The 17,264-nt window shown below is 35.5% G+C and carries 11 protein-coding genes and 1 tRNA gene; 9 read left to right on the forward strand and 3 right to left on the reverse strand.

The window, feature by feature from the left end:
- The first annotated feature begins 10 nt into the window (after window positions 1–10).
- From FEF17_RS05120 to FEF17_RS05135, 4 genes are all read left to right on the forward strand, one after another.
- Window positions 11–3,301, forward strand: a complete 3,291-nt coding sequence (locus FEF17_RS05120) for a VCBS repeat-containing protein (RefSeq protein ID WP_139001274.1) — start codon at window positions 11–13, stop codon at window positions 3,299–3,301.
- A 332-nt stretch (window positions 3,302–3,633) separates the two neighbouring features.
- A complete protein-coding gene (locus tag FEF17_RS05125) occupies window positions 3,634–5,034 on the forward strand; it encodes a T9SS type A sorting domain-containing protein (protein WP_139001275.1) in 1,401 nt (466 codons plus the stop codon).
- 221 nt (window positions 5,035–5,255) lie between these two features.
- The gene (locus FEF17_RS05130) at window positions 5,256–8,990 is read left to right on the forward strand and encodes a glycosyl hydrolase (RefSeq protein WP_170180968.1); all 3,735 of its coding nucleotides are present in this window, start codon (window positions 5,256–5,258) and stop codon (window positions 8,988–8,990) included.
- Between the two features lie 260 nt (window positions 8,991–9,250).
- A complete protein-coding gene (locus FEF17_RS05135; RefSeq protein WP_139001276.1) occupies window positions 9,251–9,931 on the forward strand; it encodes a LysE family translocator in 681 nt (226 codons plus the stop codon).
- A 156-nt stretch (window positions 9,932–10,087) separates the two neighbouring features.
- Here the strand turns inward: FEF17_RS05135 and FEF17_RS05140 are convergent.
- The 3 genes from FEF17_RS05140 to FEF17_RS05150 all read right to left on the reverse strand — a co-directional run bounded on the left by FEF17_RS05140 (window position 10,088) and on the right by FEF17_RS05150 (window position 10,780).
- Window positions 10,088–10,158: transfer RNA gene (locus FEF17_RS05140), tRNA-Cys, on the reverse strand.
- Window positions 10,159–10,208: 50 nt separating this feature from the next.
- Window positions 10,209–10,571, reverse strand: a complete 363-nt coding sequence (gene folB, locus FEF17_RS05145; protein ID WP_139001277.1) for a dihydroneopterin aldolase — start codon at window positions 10,569–10,571, stop codon at window positions 10,209–10,211.
- Window positions 10,571–10,780: a zinc ribbon domain-containing protein gene (locus tag FEF17_RS05150; protein WP_139001278.1), complete on the reverse strand. Its 210-nt coding sequence runs from the start codon at window positions 10,778–10,780 to the stop codon at window positions 10,571–10,573. The genes folB and FEF17_RS05150 overlap by 1 nt, the downstream gene beginning before the upstream one ends.
- Before the next feature lie 138 nt (window positions 10,781–10,918).
- On the opposite strand from FEF17_RS05150, the gene FEF17_RS05155 reads away from it, so the two are divergent.
- The 5 genes from FEF17_RS05155 to FEF17_RS05175 all read left to right on the forward strand — a co-directional run bounded on the left by FEF17_RS05155 (window position 10,919) and on the right by FEF17_RS05175 (window position 17,197).
- A complete protein-coding gene (locus FEF17_RS05155) occupies window positions 10,919–12,913 on the forward strand; it encodes a glutamine--tRNA ligase/YqeY domain fusion protein (protein WP_139001279.1) in 1,995 nt (664 codons plus the stop codon).
- Window positions 12,914–13,004: 91 nt separating this feature from the next.
- Entirely contained in the window at window positions 13,005–13,487 is a 483-nt protein-coding gene (locus tag FEF17_RS05160) for a DUF1761 domain-containing protein (protein ID WP_139001280.1), read from the forward strand.
- Between the two features lie 67 nt (window positions 13,488–13,554).
- Entirely contained in the window at window positions 13,555–14,706 is a 1,152-nt protein-coding gene (locus FEF17_RS05165) for a GNAT family N-acetyltransferase (RefSeq protein WP_246046786.1), read from the forward strand.
- Between the two features lie 267 nt (window positions 14,707–14,973).
- Window positions 14,974–16,575: a sensor histidine kinase gene (locus FEF17_RS05170; RefSeq protein WP_139001282.1), complete on the forward strand. Its 1,602-nt coding sequence runs from the start codon at window positions 14,974–14,976 to the stop codon at window positions 16,573–16,575.
- Entirely contained in the window at window positions 16,562–17,197 is a 636-nt protein-coding gene (locus FEF17_RS05175; protein WP_139001283.1) for a response regulator, read from the forward strand. Before FEF17_RS05170 ends, FEF17_RS05175 begins: the two co-directional genes overlap by 14 nt.
- The last annotated feature ends 67 nt before the right edge of the window (window positions 17,198–17,264 follow it).

Here is a 17,264-nt window from a genome sequence, read left to right on the forward strand (position 1 = left end):
AACCTTAAAAATGAAGATGAATAGCATTCAATACAAAATAAGTTTAATATTAGTTCTTGTTTTAACGTCTTGTGAAGGACCAATACGCGATTTATACCCAGAAACTCTTGTTGAAGGATTCACTTTACATGATTCGAAGTATACTGGAATCGACTTCAATAATGCCATTGTGGAATCTGAAAAAGTAAATCATATCTATTATAATCAAATATATAGTGGCGCGGGTGTAGCCATTGGCGACATCAATAATGATGGGCTATCAGATATTTTCTTCTGCGGAAATCAGGTGTCAGACAGATTATATCTAAATAAAGGAAATTTTCAGTTTGAGGACATCACAAAAAAGTCAAGAGCAGCAAGAAACTCAGGGTGGTCTTGGGGCGTTACTATGGCAGACGTAAATTCAGATGGTTATTTAGATATATATGTTTCAAGAAACGGTGAGTCTATGGTGCCCGAGGAGCGAAAAAATCAATTATACATCAATAATCAAGATCTTACCTTTACAGAATCTGCCATGGCATACGGATTAGCCGATGCGGGTTTCTCTTCTCAGGCTGTATTTTTCGATATGGATAATGACGGCGATTTAGACATGTACCAGGTAAATCAGCTACCAGATGCCAGACTCTTTAGTCGTTATATTAACATTCCTAAAGAGCGCGAAAAGTATTATTCCGATAAGCTATACAAAAATGAAAATGGCAGGTATATTGATGTTTCAGAGGTCTCAGGCATTTCACGAGAGTTGTCTTATGGATTAAGTGTTAGTGCAGACGATTTTAATAATGATGGGTGGGAAGACCTATACATAGCAAACGATTATGATGGTCCAGATTTCTTATATTACAATAATGGGGACGGAACATTTAGAAATGTGATTCATGAAAAGGTAAAACACATTTCGCAGTTTAGTATGGGAACAGATACCGGAGACATTAATAATGATGGTTTTACAGACTTCATTACTTTAGATATGGCTGCTGCAGACCATTACAGATCTAAAACTAATATGGGTTCTATGAGCTCAGAAAAGTTTAATCAAATCGTTTCCTCGGGAGGTCACCACCAATACATGACTAATACTTTACAAATTAATAGAGGTGGAGAAAGCTTTTCAGACATTTCTAATATTGCTGGTATCGCAAAGACAGATTGGAGTTGGGCAGGGCTTCTGGTAGATTTGAATAATGATGAAAATAGAGATATTATAATTTCAAATGGTGTTAAGAAGGATGTTAGGAATAATGATTTTTTAACAGGGGTAAACGCAAAGCTTGCAGAGGGCTCTCAAGACTTTTTTACCATGGCTAAAAAAGCACCTTCTGTACCACTTGCAAATTATGCCTTTAAGAACACCGGTGATTTAAAATTTGAGAAAGTAACAAAAGATTGGGGTTTCGATATGCCTAGTTTTTCAAGTGGAATGGCCTATGGCGATTTAGATAATGATGGTGATTTAGATATTGTAATAAACAACATGGAGTCTGCTGCTTTTGTTTATGAAAATAATGCCACTGGAAACTTTTTGAAAATTGATTTAAAAGGATCCCAAAATAATAGGTTTGGATACGGGGCAAAGGCTGTAATTCATTATAACGGAAAGAAACAAATTGCAAACCATACCGTTAGCCGAGGCTATTTATCTTCTGTAGAACCAGGGTTGTTTTTTGGGTTGGGCAAGGAAACAACAGTTGATAAAGTTGAAGTCATTTGGCCTGATGGCAAATCAAATATTTTTGAAAATGTGAGTGCTAATATTGAGTTAGAAGCAAAGCACTCCAAGGCGGTTCAGGCTAAGAAAAATGAAATTACTCCTACTACGCTCCTATCGCATGCAAAACCAGAAGATTTAGGTATAAATTTTACACACAAAGAAAATCCTTTTGATGAATATCAAGATGAAATACTGTTACCACATAACATATCTCAAAACGGGCCATTTATGGCTGTTGAAGATGTTAATAATGATGGTTTGCAAGACATGTTCGTAGGCGGAGCCGTTGGGCAAAGTGGAATTTTATATCTACAAAACCAGGACGGTAATTTTGTTAAAGCAAAATCGCAACCATGGCAATCAGATAAAGATTCAGAAGATTTACAAGCATTATTTTTTGATGCAGATAGCGATAGCGATTTAGACCTATATGTGGCTAGTGGAGGAAGCGAATATAAAAGAGGAAACGTGTTGTTAAAAGACCGCCTCTATCTCAACGATGGCAGGGGATCATTTACAAAAAGCGCCAATGCCTTGCCAAATATTTTTGAAAGCTCTCAATGCGTCAAGACAGCTGATATTGATAAGGATGGCGATTTAGATGTCTTTGTTGGCACACGTTTAATATCTGAAAAGTATGGCTTCCCTCCTACCAGTTATTTACTTATTAATAACGCAGGTAGGTTTACCAAAGCGCCCTCTAACATTGCTCCAAGTCTAGAAAATATAGGGATGGTAACAGATGCCGTTTTTACAGATATTGATAATGATGAAGATGAAGATCTTATGATAGTCGGCGAATGGATGAGTATTGAAGTCTTAATCAATGAAGATGGGATTTTTAAAAACAATACGGAAAAATTTGGACTTCAAGATTCGACAGGCATCTGGTGGACTATTACCGCCAACGATTTAGATAATGATGGGGACGACGATTACATTATAGGTAACTTAGGTTTAAATAATAAATTTAAAGCTTCAGAAGAACATCCTTTTAAATTATATGTCAACGATTTTGATGAAAATGGTACAAATGATGTCGTTTTAGCGAAGTTTTATAAGGACGATTATGTGCCAGTAAGAGGTCGGGAATGCACAAGTCAACAAATGCCTTATGTTGCTGAAAAATTTAAAGACTACCACACATTTGCATCTTCTAAATTGGTGGAGATTCTGCCAGAAGACAAAGTTCAGGATGCTGTTGTACGTGAAATAAAAAGTTTTGAAAGTATTTTATTGATTAACGATAATGGTAGTTTAAAAAAGCAAGCATTACCCAACGAATTACAGATTTCTCCAATAAAGTCTACCTTAGTTTTGGATGTTAATGGCGATGGCGATAAGGATATCATTACCGTAGGAAATCATTTTGGTGTCGAGGTTGAAACCACACGTTATGATGCTGGTATTGGATCTGTCTTATTAGGAGACGGCAATAATAATTTTAAATATTTAGATGCTTTACAAAGCGGATTTTATCTTCCTTTCGATAGTAGAGATATTAAGTTTTTAAGTTCAGGAAACAAGAACATAATTCTTGTTGCTAATAATAATGAATCGATTTCTGCATTTGGGTTGAATTAACTATTAAGCCATGAATTAAGCTTTTTAAGCTAATTTTATTTTAACTCATTCTCTCTCAAGAAAATGGTTTTACGGTTTTTCGATTTTAAATCACCACAACATTACCACAACATAATCTGTTTTTAACCATAACCATAGACTCATCTTTAAACTCTAATGTGTTGAAACACGTTGAAAACACTCACTCTTTCAATGGAATGGTTTATCCTTGATTTTTTTCCTTTTTGTATACCTGTTGTAGTGGTACGAAATAACAATTTATTAATGTATGTAAGTTATCTTTGAGAAACTACTAAAAAATTAAGACAAAAATTATTAATTAAAACAATTTTATGATGAAAAAAATTACTTTTTTATTTGCCCTCTTGACTGTTTCACTTGGGTTTTCACAAATTTTACCGTTTGATTTTGAAAATCCAAACCAAGCCTTTACTGGATTCGATGGAGCAACATCAGGTATAGTAGATGATGCTGGTAACGGCGTTTTGTTATTGGATGGAACAACAACTCCCTCAGGAGCTTCGTGTTGGGATAATGCACAATTTCAGTTTAGTCAAGTGATTGACCTATCTGGCGTTTCAGATGCCGAGAGAACTGTTAGTTTTCGGATTAAGTCTGTTTCTGGAGCAGATGGAGTAACCAGAAACATGGGTGTTCAATTTTTTGGAGGAGCAGGGGGTAATTCAGAACAACGATTTACAATTCCCGGCAATAATGGGGTTTGGGAAGATGTTGATGTAATTATGCCTCCAGGAGGCCAAAAGACAACAATGCTGTTCTTCATTGATATGCAGCTTGTTGACGGCGCTTGCAATGGAATTCAAAGTATTTATTATGTCGACGACATTACAACTGGAGCATCTTTTCTTGCACCATCCTGTTCAGATGGATTACAGAATGGATCCGAAGAGGGTATTGACTGTGGAGGTAGTTGTGATCCATGTGCTAGTCCACCGGCTGCTCCAGCAACCACACCTACAAGAGATTCTGGAGATGTCTTATCAATTTATAGTGGTGCCTATACGGCAGCTCCCACTGATGGAGTTCCACTTTTTGGAGGCGCTACGTCATCAGAAATTTCAATTTCATCAAATTCTACAATAGAATTGGTTTTTCCAAACCCAGGTGGAGGTTTTCAGTATCAATATTTTAGCAACCCAGCTTTAGACTTAACTAACTATACGCTTATGCATATTGATTTTTACGTTTCGGGCACGCCTTCTGTTGGTTCGGAATTTCAAGTTATTCTGCAAAATTTTGGAGGTGTCGGTGGAGCATTTGAGCACAATATAATTCAAGCCTTTGATGTAAACAGTTTAGCTACTGACACATGGCACGAGATGGATGTGTCGTTTGGAGATTTTTCATCAGGTGGAGCTTTATCAAGAAATGCCATAAAGCAGATTCAAATTGTTGGGGCTGGTCCAGTTTTTAGTCCAGTCTATATTGATAATATATATTTTTATGACGACCCAACAGCTGGTGTTGATGATTTTGGAAAGAACACCTTTAAAGTTTTTCCCAACCCAACCCAAGATAGTTGGACGGTTAAAACACAAAGCGCTAGCATATCTTCAATTAGAGTTTTCGATGTATTGGGTAAAAATGTCCTTTCATTATCACCAAACAGAAACGAAGCAACCATTGATGGAACAAGTTTAAATAAAGGTTTATATTTTGCTCAGATTGAAACAGCATCTGGTATAAGTAGTTTAAAACTTATTAAGCAGTAAAACTGTTTAGTTTAGTTGTTTGTAGAACGCACCCAATAGGGTGCGTTTTTTTTGCAATAAACTGTAGGTATTGTTTTTAAGTTGTGAGTAAATGTATAGGTTAAAAGCACTGTATACATATGGTCAGAGGCTTTTTGTACAGGCTTTGTATTGGTTAAAGGCTTCAATATTACGTGATAAAACGCGAAATTTGAGAAGAATAAAATTACTGCAATATTGCCATGGACTTATACTCAAAAAAAATACTCAAACTAATTATAGTAGTTTGTGTTTCTGCTAATCTTTCTGCTCAAATTACAAGTGTAGGTAGTGGCAGTTACACTAACACATTTCCAGGAACAGATACTGCTGGAAGAAATGGGTTTCCGTCTGGAACACCACAACTATCTGGAATAGCAGCTGGAAAACCTGTTCCCACTAACGACTGGTGGTCTAATTTGGTTAAAAATAATCATGCCGATAACCTGTTTAATTACCCAATGACCATGAAGACGGTAAATAGTGGGTTGGTTGTATCTTACATTCCATGGGGTGTTATTGATGATCAAGAGCCTATAGTTGTTGGTGTTCAAGGATTAAATGAAGGGCAGACTTCAGTATCTGATTATTCCGACTGGACTGTTACCATGAACTGGGGAAATAGATTTAATGCCACATCAGGTATAGGAATGCCATTTATTTATTTTGAAAAAGGAAACTTAGAAACCGCCTCTATTACCATAAACTTAGGGACCGTTAACGTTTCGGGCGAAATAATTACGGTTACTGATGCAAGAAATGGAGCCGATTTTGCAATTTATGCACCGGCAGGCAGTGCTTGGGTTCAAAATGGTAATACCTACACCTCTACCCTTAATGGGAATAATTATTGGTCTATGGCTATGATACCTCTTACTGCATCTAATGTCACTACCGTCGCAAACGAATATAAAAAGTATGCCTATGTATTTCCGACTAATACGGAAGTCTCTTGGGATTTTAATGAGGGGACTTCGGCAGTTACCACAACCTTCACAACATCTGTGGATGTTAAAGATGGCTCTGCTATAAATACAAATATACTGTTAGGATTATTACCGCATCAATGGAGTAATTTATCATCAGACTCGCCTACTCCAAACGCTTACAGTTATAATAACGTACGAGGAGAAATAAAAACACTGGACGGTAATACATTTACAACAGAAAATATATTTAAAGGGATTTTGCCTACCATGCCTTATTTGGCGAATTATAGTCCTAGTTTTAGTCCAGCAGATTTACAAACTAAAATAGCATTAATTGAAAATGATGCATTAGCAACATGGACTGATTCCTATAACGAAGGGCAGGTTATGAATAGATTGATTCAAACTGCTAGAATCGCAGATCAAATGGGCAATATCGAAGCACGTGATAAAATGATAGCAACGATTAAACAACGTCTAGAGGATTGGTTAACTTATGAATCTGGGGAAGTTGCTTTTCTGTTTTATTATAATAATGATTGGTCTGCAATGCTAGGCTATCCTGCGGGACACGGACAAGACACAAATATTAATGACCACCACTTCCATTGGGGTTATTTTATACATGCTGCAGCCTTTATGGAACAATTTGAGCCTGGGTGGGCAGATCAATGGGGTGATATGGTTAATTTGTTAGTTAAAGACGCAGCTTCTTCCGATAGAAATGACACACAGTTTCCTTTTTTAAGGAATTTTAGTCCTTATGCGGGACACTGTTGGGCAAATGGTACAGCTTCCTTTCCACAAGGCAATGATCAGGAGTCAACTTCAGAGAGTATGCAGTTTAATTCTTCCTTAATACATTGGGGAGTTATTACAGGTAATGATGCCATAAGAGATTTAGGCATTTATCTATATACTACAGAGCAAACAGCTGTAGAAGAATATTGGTTCGATATGTATGAACGTAATTTTCAACCTACTCAACAATACAGTCTGGTGTCACGAGTTTGGGGAAATTCCTATGATAATGGTACATTTTGGACAAACGATATTACCGCCTCATATGGTATAGAGTTGTACCCAATGCACGGAGGCTCGCTTTATTTAGGACAAAATACAACTTATGTTCAAACAATTTGGAATGAATTAAAAGCCAATACGGGTATTTTGAACCCTAATGATACGAACCCTAACTTATGGCACGACACTATATGGAAATACTTGTCATTTATTGATCCTGCTGAAGCTATAGCACTTTATGATGCCGACCCAGATAGAGTATTAAAGTTTGGAGTCTCAGATGCACAAACCTATCATTGGTTACACGCTATGAATGCCATGGGTGCATTGGATGCCAGCATTACAGCCAACCACCCTATTGCCGCAGTATTTAATGATGGTGCAGACAAAACCTATGTTGCCCACAACTATTCAGATGTACCAATAACGGTGACCTTCTCAGATGGATTTATGCTAGATGTTCCTGCGAATTCTATGGCCACTAATAGAGACGCGGACGTTTCTGGAACAATTGTTTCGGATACATATGAAGCAAATGAAAACGATAGCGCTAATCTCACAGTTACTACGGTGGGTAGCGGTATTACTAAAGTAGAATTTTATAATGGCAATACGCTTTTGGGAGAGGATTTAGTAGCCCCATTTGAAATGAATACTGGTGCCTTGCCATTTGGGATTTATAACATATATGCAAAAGTATATGCAGGCACGAGTTTTAATGTGACTAACATTATTAGAATTCAAGTTGGTAATCAAGTTCCATATTCTGGAACTCCAACAACTATACCGGGAACTATTGATGCAGCACACTATGATGTTTTTGAAGGTGGAAATGGTCAGAATATAGCCTATTATGACGCATCAATTGATAACCAGGGTAGTTTTAGACCGAATGAATATGTTGATGCCATTACAGTCGCGGGAGAAGGAAACACTGTTGGCTGGATTTCAGGCGGTGAGTGGCTAGAGTACACCGTTGATGTTCAAACCACAGGATGTTATGATGTGAGTTTACGCTATACTTCTGGGAACGATAGTGGCGGAGGTCCTATATATTTTGAGGTTGATGGGACTAAAGTAAGCAACGACATTACTTTTTTTGATACTGGAGATTGGAATAATTGGAGTACTAAAGCTGCTAATTTAGATTTAACTGCAGGCATCCATGTGTTAAGATTGGTAGCAACGAATGGTGAAATTAACCTTGGCAAAATGACATTTACATACAATGACGACGTATGTTTGCCTCCAGGTGAAAATACAGGCTTACCATTCGATTTTGAAACAACGCCTGTAACAGCCGACTTTGTTAATTTCGATGGAGGTACCGCTACTGTGGAGTCCGTTTTAGCGCCACAAAGTTCAGGTAATACAAGTACTAATTTAGCTAAAATAATTAGAGATGGAGGAGCTTCTTGGTCTGGGGCTTATCTGGTTCTAAACGAACCTTTAAATTTTACTACAAAAAAATATATAACCCTTAAAGTTTGGACAGATGCCCCTTTAGGAACTTCAATGCAAATTAAACTGGAACGAGAGTCTGGTGGAGGTTCTGCAGAATTGGCAGTTCCTACTACTGTTACGGGGGGATGGGAAACACTAAGTTGGGACTTTTCAGCTCAAGGGGTTAGTCCTTATGATAGACTCGTTTTTATGTTTGATATTGGCGAAGTTGGAAATGGATCAAATACATCTACCTTTTATTTTGATGATGTCCAGCAAGTCGCCACTTTAGGAATAAACGATTTTAAAGAACCTTCTTTTAAGGTCTTTCCTAACCCAACCAAAGACATTTGGAGAGTTAAAACGCAAAACACCAATATTAAGTCAATAAGAGTTTTTGACATTATGGGAAAAAGGGTTTTAACACTTTCTCCATATAGCTCCGAAGCAATCATCGATGGTTTAAGCTTGGTTTCGGGCTTATACTTTGCTAAAATAGAAACAGAGTCTGGTACAAGTAGTTTAAAACTTATTAAGCAGTAACACTTTTTAGTTTAGTTGTTTGTAGAACGCACCTCTATGGGGTGCGTTTTTTTATTTGTATTGTTAGTAGCTATCACCCCGCTATTTTAAAATATTTCTTTACTTTGTGGAATGAGCATAAAAAAATTTATTTTTTCTTATTTGCTCGAAAATTAATTTTTTTTGTGCGAAAGCACAGCGGTTGATCTATGCAGAATTTTTTATTTATTTCATTAATAATGAAATAGAAATTTTAAATAGATGAAAAGCTTCTCTAGTTTATGTTTGACGATATTTTAACAGCTATTCCGTTTGGAATTATACTAGCCTTTACTATTGGCCCTGTTTTTTTTGTGCTTTTAGAAACAAGTGCAACAAAGGGGTTTAGAAGTGCTTTAATATTCGATCTTGGTGTAATTTTAGCAGATATCATCTTTATTATAATTGCATTTTATAGCACCAATAACCTAAGAGGTAAAATTGGTAACGACCCAAGTTTTTTAATATTTGGCGGCGTTTTATTAATGGTTTACGGTGTTATTTCCTTTATAAAAACCTCAAAATCATTTCGTGCCATAGTTAAAGAGTATCATAAAGTTGAGTTACAAAAAGATTATGGGAAACTATTTATAAAAGGCTTTCTTCTCAATTTTATTAATATTGGTGTTTTGCTAGGTTGGTTAGGTTTTATGGTGTTGGGCGATTCGCTAACCACTTCAAAAAATGGAGATATTATATTTATAGTAGCCATGTTAGCTGCTTATTTTGTTACCGATATATTCAAAATATTAGCCGCGAAAAAACTGAAAGCCCAATTATCCCCTAGGCTTATATTCAAAACAAAAAAAGTAATTGCTGTGGTTATTTTAGGTTTTGGGATTTTACTTTTTGTACAGGGATTATTTCCAAATGCTTACGAAAAGAATAAGGAGAAACTAGAACAAATAAATCCAATAAAATAAATTTTAATAACAAACAAAGAGACGCTATAGATACATTTGTTTTTTTGATATCAAACAGATTTGTGCAAATATGGCTTGAAGGTTAGTCCTTTATTTAATTAATTTTTATTGAAAATTTATCACAAAAAAACCCCCAAGAGAACTTGAAGGTTTTAGAGGCGTCAAGCGGATTCGAACCGCTGTAGAAGGTTTTGCAGACCTCTGCCTAGCCACTCGGCCATGACGCCATAATACTGCTGCAAATGTAAAAAAAAATAATACTTTCTCTTACTTAAAATTACTTTTTGCGTTTATCACTCATTTTTATAGTTACACGGGCCACGTCCCCTCCTATTGGCGGGTTTAACTTACTAACCCAAACAGTTGCTTTTTTAACTAATGCGTCTTCATTAAAAATGCGGTCTAGAATACGTCTTGCAACAGTTTCAAGAAGATGAGAAGACATATTCATTTCCTCTTTTATTATGCGATTTAAAAACACATAATCAACTGTATCAGCGAGTTTATCTGTCTTCGCTGAGGCCTGTAGATCTGCATCTACTTTTAAATCAACCCGATAATCACTACCTATTTTGGTCTCTTCTTTTAGGCAGCCATGATAAGCAAAGACACGAATATTTTCAACTTTAATTGTTCCCATTAGCCTGTAAAGAAATCAAAAATATTGCTAATTGCACTAGTTTTTGTTTTATAAAATTCGGTATAAGTACATCTTAAACAGGTTACCGATGTAAATTTTTTGTTCTGCACATCGAAAATCTTAGAAAGTGTGCCACCAGTGGCGCGCATTTCACTTATATCGCAAGTAGTATTTTTACATTTTGGGCATTTATAGTTTATATTATTCATAGCAATATTTCTTTAAAAATTAATAACCATTACGCTATCAGTCATAATGAGTTAATATTTGTTACGCTTCTTTTGGTAATTACATTAAAATAAATGGAATTTCCGTAATTTTGACGCTTATTTTAATATAGCACAAAAATGTCTGAGGAGAGAAAATCTTTAAATTTTATTGAACAAATTATTGAAGACGATTTGGCAAATGGTATGACTAAAGACGACCTACGTTTTAGGTTTCCGCCTGAACCAAATGGATACCTGCATATTGGACACACCAAAGCTATAGGGATAAGTTTTGGTTTGGGAGAATATTATAGTGCCCCTGTAAACCTCAGGTTTGATGACACCAACCCCGCCAAAGAAGAACAAGAGTATGTTGATGCAATTAAACGAGATGTTTCATGGTTAGGTTATAAATGGGATAAAGAACTATTTTCTTCAGATTATTTCCAACAGTTATACGATTGGGCGATACAACTTATAAAGGAAGGTAAAGCTTATGTGGATTCTCAGTCTAGCGAGGCTATGGCCGAACAGAAAGGAACACCTACCCAACCGGGTGTAGAAGGCCCATACAGAAACAGAACAGTTGCCGAAAACCTTGATTTATTTGAACGCATGAAGAACGGTGAGTTTGATGAAGGAGAACATATTTTGCGTGCTAAAATAGATATGACACATCCGAATATGTTAATGCGAGACCCAATTATGTACCGTGTTCTAAAGAAGCACCATCACAGAACGGGTAACGATTGGTGCATTTACCCAATGTACGATTGGACTCATGGTGAAAGTGATTATATTGAGCAAATTTCGCACTCATTGTGCTCATTAGAATTTAAACCACATAGAGAGCTCTATAATTGGTTTTTAGACCAAGTTGTAGACTCTGCTAAACTTAGACCTAAACAACGTGAATTTGCGCGCTTAAACCTAAGCTATACGATTATGAGTAAGCGGAAGTTGTTAAAGTTGGTTGAAGATGGCATCGTAAATGGTTGGGACGACCCTAGAATGCCAACTATTTCTGGATTAAGGCGCAGAGGTTATACGCCTGCGGCAATTAGAAAGTTTGTTGAAACGGTGGGTGTCGCAAAAAGAGAGAACGTAATTGATGTATCCCTTTTAGAATTCTGTATTCGTGAAGATTTAAATAAATCTGCACCAAGGGTAATGGCTGTTTTAAACCCGGTAAAATTGGTGATTACAAATTATCCTGATGGTAAGGTTGAATGGTTAGATGCTGAAAATAATCAAGAAGATGAAAGTGCTGGTTACAGAAAAGTACCTTTTTCTCGTGAGTTGTATATTGAAAAGGAAGATTTTAAAGAGGAAGCTGGTAATAAGTTTTTTAGATTAAAATTGGGTGGAGAGGTACGCCTTAAAAACGCATATATAGTTAAAGCTGAAAGTGTTGTAAAAGATGCTAATGGTGAAGTTACAGAAATACATTGTACTTATTCAAAAGACACTGATAGAAGGGTAAAAGGCACACTACATTGGGTGTCTATTGCACATGCTTTGAAGGCAGAAGTAAGAGAGTATGATCGCTTGTTTATGGACGAGGCTCCAGATAGTTATCAGGACAAAGATTTTATGGATTTTATTAATCCAAATTCTTTAAAGCTTATAGAAGCTTTTACAGAACCAAGTGTGGCTGAAGCTAAAGTAGGAGAGCGGTTTCAGTTTCAACGTTTGGGGTATTTTAATGTTGATGAGGATTCGACTTCAGAAAAATTAGTATTTAATAAAACGGTAGGTTTAAGAGATACTTGGGCTAAGAAAAAGCCAAATCAAAATGTGAGTCAACCACAAAAACCTTCCAATAATCAACCCAAAAGGAAGTCAATAGACGTGATTAAACAGCTAGGTAAAAAGTACACTAATTTACCAGATGCTAAGCGTTTAAAAGTGAGAGATGAGATTTTGGAGCTTGCAAAAGATGTTACTTATGATGAGTTAGAACCTTTGTTTAATACTGCGGTAAAGAAAGTTGGTACGCGAATAGCAGCAGTTTTAATCCTGAAAGTTTTGCTGCAAAACGGTGAATCTAAAAGTGATGATATTGTTGCGTTTCTAGACAAAGCCATGGAGGATAAAAATACGCTGCTGGTGGATGAAGCAAGAGCTATTTAAGAGCCTGTTTAACAATAAACATTCTGTTAAAAACAGCCATAATGTTTCTATTTTATCTATATTTAACTACTAACTATAACGATTTAATATCATGGAAATTAATTTTTTAGCACTTATTGCGGCATCAGTTTCTGCATTGGTTGTGGGGTTTGTTTGGTACAATCCAAACGTTTTCGGTAAAGCTTGGATGCAGGCAGCCGACTTGACAGAAGAAAAGTTACAAGGGGCAAACATGGCGAAGATTTTTATCATGGCATTCATCTTTGCGTTTCTGTTAGCCATGGCTATGCAAATGTTAACCATACATCAAATAGGGGCCATGGGAATGGTGGGTGGTGATATAGAAAACGCACTACCTTCTTATGCAGCTTTTATGGCAGATTACGGTATGGCTCATAGAACTTTTGGTCATGGCGCATTACATGGCGTAATGAGCGGTGTTTTTGTGGCTTTGCCCATAATAGGTACGAATGCCTTATTTGAACGTAAAGGCGCCAAATATATCCTTATTAACTCAGGATATTGGATTGTGACAATGGGAGTAATGGGAGCCATCGTTTGTGGCTGGCATTAATAATTTTGTAAATATTTAACATATTTAAAGACTGAGAATTGTAATTTTCGGTCTTTTTATTTTTGTATTGACACACTATAAAATTTATAATAAAACCGAAGACCTTCCCGATTCATGGAATGATCTAACAACTCATGATGTTTTACTTCAACCAGCTTATTTAAAAGGTTTAGAGTCGGCCTCTCCTAACAACATACAATGCTTTTATATTGGAGTATTTATTAACGATGAATTGGTTGGTATTGCTTTAATACAAAGGGTGCAGTTGTACTTGAAGGATATGTTTAGAGACTCAGGGGTTTCATGTGTAAAGACCTTTGTAAAAGACAATTTGTCTAAAGTTTTAAAAGGAAATATTTTGGTGGTTGGTAATCTAACACATACAGGTCAACACGGGCTATATTTTGATGGTAAGAAGATTGCCCCTAATACGTTTTACAATGAAATATTTAAAGGCTTAGAAGAGCTTAAATCCAAAATAAAGGCCGAAAATAATAAAACTATCAGACTTGTTTTAGTAAAGGATTTTTTCCTGAATGACACTTTTATAGACGAGAACTTTTTCCAAAGCAAAAAACTTCATAAAGCTTCTGTACAGCCCAATATGATAATGAATGTGCTCGGTGATTGGTCTTGCAATCAAGATTATATTTCTTGCATGAAAAAGAAATATAGAGACCGTTATAAAAGAGCTAAAAAGAAGCTAAATAGTATTACCTGTAGCGAAATGGATTTAGAAATGGTAAAGGCAAATTCTAAATTAATACATGATTTATATCTTAATGTGTCTGATAATGCGAAATTCAACACGTTTATACTTCCAGAAAATCATTTTTACCATTGCAAACTGCGTTTAAAAGAAAAGTTTAAGGTTTTTGGATACTACTTAAAAGATGAGCTAATTGGTTTTTTCACCTTGATTTTAAACAACAATCATTTAGAAACTTATTTTTTGGGCTACGATCATGAACACCAATACCCGAATCAGTTATACTTGAATATGCTCTACGACATGGCGCAATTTGGAATTGAGAATAAATTTCAAAGTATAGTCTATGCGCGTACTGCCATGGAAATTAAGAGTTCGGTTGGAGCAAAACCTAAACCAATGGTTATGTATTTAAAACACACCAATATCATTTTAAATGCTATCTTAAAGCAAGTGTTTCGATTTATGAATCCTTCAAAAGAGTGGGAGGAAAGGCATCCCTTTGACTAATTTGATTTAGTGCTAATTAGCAAGTACATCGTTTAGCTTTCCTGGTAGCATTCATGAAGATAAAGAAGAGAAGCTTAAAAAATTAAAACCTCAAAAATCTTAGACTTAGAACTTTAAAAAAAATCAAGCTTAGTGCTGGCTATTTATGATAGTTAATTAGTTTTATCTTTGCTAAAAAGGTAATAAATCAATTAATTTTCATTCAGTATTAGCTTAAAATCACTCATATTAATTATTATAAATGGCCTGGTATTTTTCGTGGCCATTGTGCTATCCATTGCTTTTTATAATCAATTTTCAGAAGTTTTACAGAGCAGAATTCTATTACAATTAAATTCTATTAAAACACTTAAACAGAATCAAATTGAGAAGCTCATTCAGCAGGAATGGATTGATTTTATGGACTCTAAAGAGTCATACAATTCAACAGATAGTTTGAATTTAATTATACCTAAAAGCACTTTAGAATCAGGGATTTACGATTTTACTAATTTTCATAAAGAAAAGCAGCTATCCATTGGCTTAGTGGACGTAAATAATGAAAAAACTAGGGTAAAGGTTATTCCTTACGATAAAGTTATGAATATTCTTTTGGAGCGCACTGGAATGGGGGAAACAGGGGAATCCTACCTTGTTGGCGAAGATTATAGAATGCGTTCACAATCCCGTTTTTTCAAAGATTCAATGCCCAATAAAATTACCGTTAAAACAATTGGAGTAACTCAGGCTTTATCTGGGAAATTGGACAAAGGACTGTATGAGGATTACAGAAATGTCAATGTTTATGGAGTATATGGGCCTATAGGGGTGTCTAACCTTAAATTGGCAATCCTATCAGAAATAGATGAAAGTGAAGTGGCAGCACCACTAAAAGATTTAAGAAAAAGGCTTATCGGTTTGATGCTTTTAATTATGGCAATAGCTATTTTCTTTTCTTTATTCCTCACAAGAATAATTGCTAATCCAATTTTAGGTATGAAGAAAAGCCTAAAAATTATGGCAGATGGGAATTACAACGAAATTAATAAGATACGCAAAAGTTCTAATGAGATATATGAAATGTTTGAAGCACTAGAGCATTTAAAAAAATCTTTGCAAGGAGCTGTTAATTTTTCTGAAGAAATTGGAGAAATGAACTTAAATGCAGCCTACGAACCCAATAGCGAGAATGATTCCTTGGGCATAAGTTTGATTAAGATGCAGAATAAATTGAAGGAATTTAGAAATAATGAAAGGGTAAGCCGTATGAACATAAAACGTCAATTGGTGGATGGACTTGAAAGAGAACGACGACGACTTGCGCGCGAACTGCATGACGGATTGGGACCATTTTTAACGTCCTTAAAGTTTCATGTAGACAATAAGGTTCAGGACTCCGTTTTACGGTCAGAAATGAAACAAATTGTTGATGAAACAATTTCAGAGATTCGAGTAATGTCTAATGCCTTAATGCCTTCTACAATTGAGGATTTTGGTGTTGGTGCCGCGTTAAGAAACTTCTGCGACAACATCAATAGAATGTTTGAAGGTTCGATTGTGTTTGAAGATCTTCTCAAACAAAGTGAAAGTAAAATTACGAAGAATCAAGAAGTTCATGTTTTTAGAATAGTGCAGGAGCTGGTGAATAATACACTTAAGCATGCCAATGCCAAGAACATTAGAATTACATTATCTGAGTTTGATGATTTTATATCATTGTTTTATTTTGATGATGGCTCGGGCTTTAATATTGAGTCGGTTACATTAGGCTCTGGAATTATCAATATTAGAGAACGTGTTGAGATTTGTAATGGCAAAATTCAGATTAATTCAAAACACGAAAGCACAACTTTTGATATAGAATTACCAATAGAAAATGAAAACAATTAAACTTGTTATAGCGGACGACCACGAGTTGTTTAGAAACGGACTTAAAGAACTTTTAAAGAAGTATGATGATGTTGATGTTGTAAATTTAGTTGAAGATGGAGAGGAGTTCATGAACTACATAGATATCAATCAAGACATCGATATTGTCTTACTCGATATAACCATGCCCAATATGGATGGGTTTGAAGTTTTAGACAAAATTAAAACCGTTAACCCTCGCATTAAACCCATTATAATATCGATGCATGACGAAGGCAATTACATTGCTAAATGCGCTAAAAAAGGAGCATATAGTTATTTGTTAAAAAACACAGATCAAGAAGAACTTATAAAAGTAGTGCGCATAGTGAATGAAGGAAGGAAATACTTTAGTCATTCAATTTCGGAAAAGATGATAAATTACATGTCCGAAAATCCGGTGAGCGATAATATACTTTCCAATAAGGAAACCGAAGTACTTGAATTGATTTCTAAAGGACATACAACCAAGAAAATAGCCGAAATGCTTTACGTGAGCGCAAGAACAATCGAAACACATCGCGCTAACGTACTCAAAAAACTAAAGGCTAAAAATACAGCCGAACTTATTAAGAAGGCAGTTAAGTTAAAGCTCATTACCTAGGCTTTTCTCCTAGGACTATTTCTTCAAAGAAAGGCACCCATTATACTTTTAAAAATCCGTATAAATA

This window comes from Hyunsoonleella aestuarii (assembly GCF_006148925.1).
Taxonomy (GTDB): Bacteria; Bacteroidota; Bacteroidia; order Flavobacteriales; family Flavobacteriaceae; genus Algibacter_D; species Algibacter_D aestuarii.

What these genes read in the sequence shown, in the direction of transcription:
- FEF17_RS05130 (WP_170180968.1), top strand. Translation starts at nt 5,256, where the DNA reads ATGGACTTATACTCAAAAAAAATACTCAAACTAATTATAGTAGTTTGT.
- FEF17_RS05135 (WP_139001276.1), top strand. Translation starts at nt 9,251, where the DNA reads ATGTTTGACGATATTTTAACAGCTATTCCGTTTGGAATTATACTAGCC.
- FEF17_RS05160 (WP_139001280.1), top strand. Translation starts at nt 13,005, where the DNA reads ATGGAAATTAATTTTTTAGCACTTATTGCGGCATCAGTTTCTGCATTG.
- FEF17_RS05155 (WP_139001279.1), top strand. Translation starts at nt 10,919, where the DNA reads ATGTCTGAGGAGAGAAAATCTTTAAATTTTATTGAACAAATTATTGAA.
- FEF17_RS05125 (WP_139001275.1), top strand. Translation starts at nt 3,634, where the DNA reads ATGATGAAAAAAATTACTTTTTTATTTGCCCTCTTGACTGTTTCACTT.
- FEF17_RS05175 (WP_139001283.1), top strand. Translation starts at nt 16,562, where the DNA reads ATGAAAACAATTAAACTTGTTATAGCGGACGACCACGAGTTGTTTAGA.
- FEF17_RS05120 (WP_139001274.1), top strand. Translation starts at nt 11, where the DNA reads ATGAAGATGAATAGCATTCAATACAAAATAAGTTTAATATTAGTTCTT.
- folB (WP_139001277.1), bottom strand. Translation starts at nt 10,571, where the DNA reads ATGGGAACAATTAAAGTTGAAAATATTCGTGTCTTTGCTTATCATGGC.
- FEF17_RS05150 (WP_139001278.1), bottom strand. Translation starts at nt 10,780, where the DNA reads ATGAATAATATAAACTATAAATGCCCAAAATGTAAAAATACTACTTGC.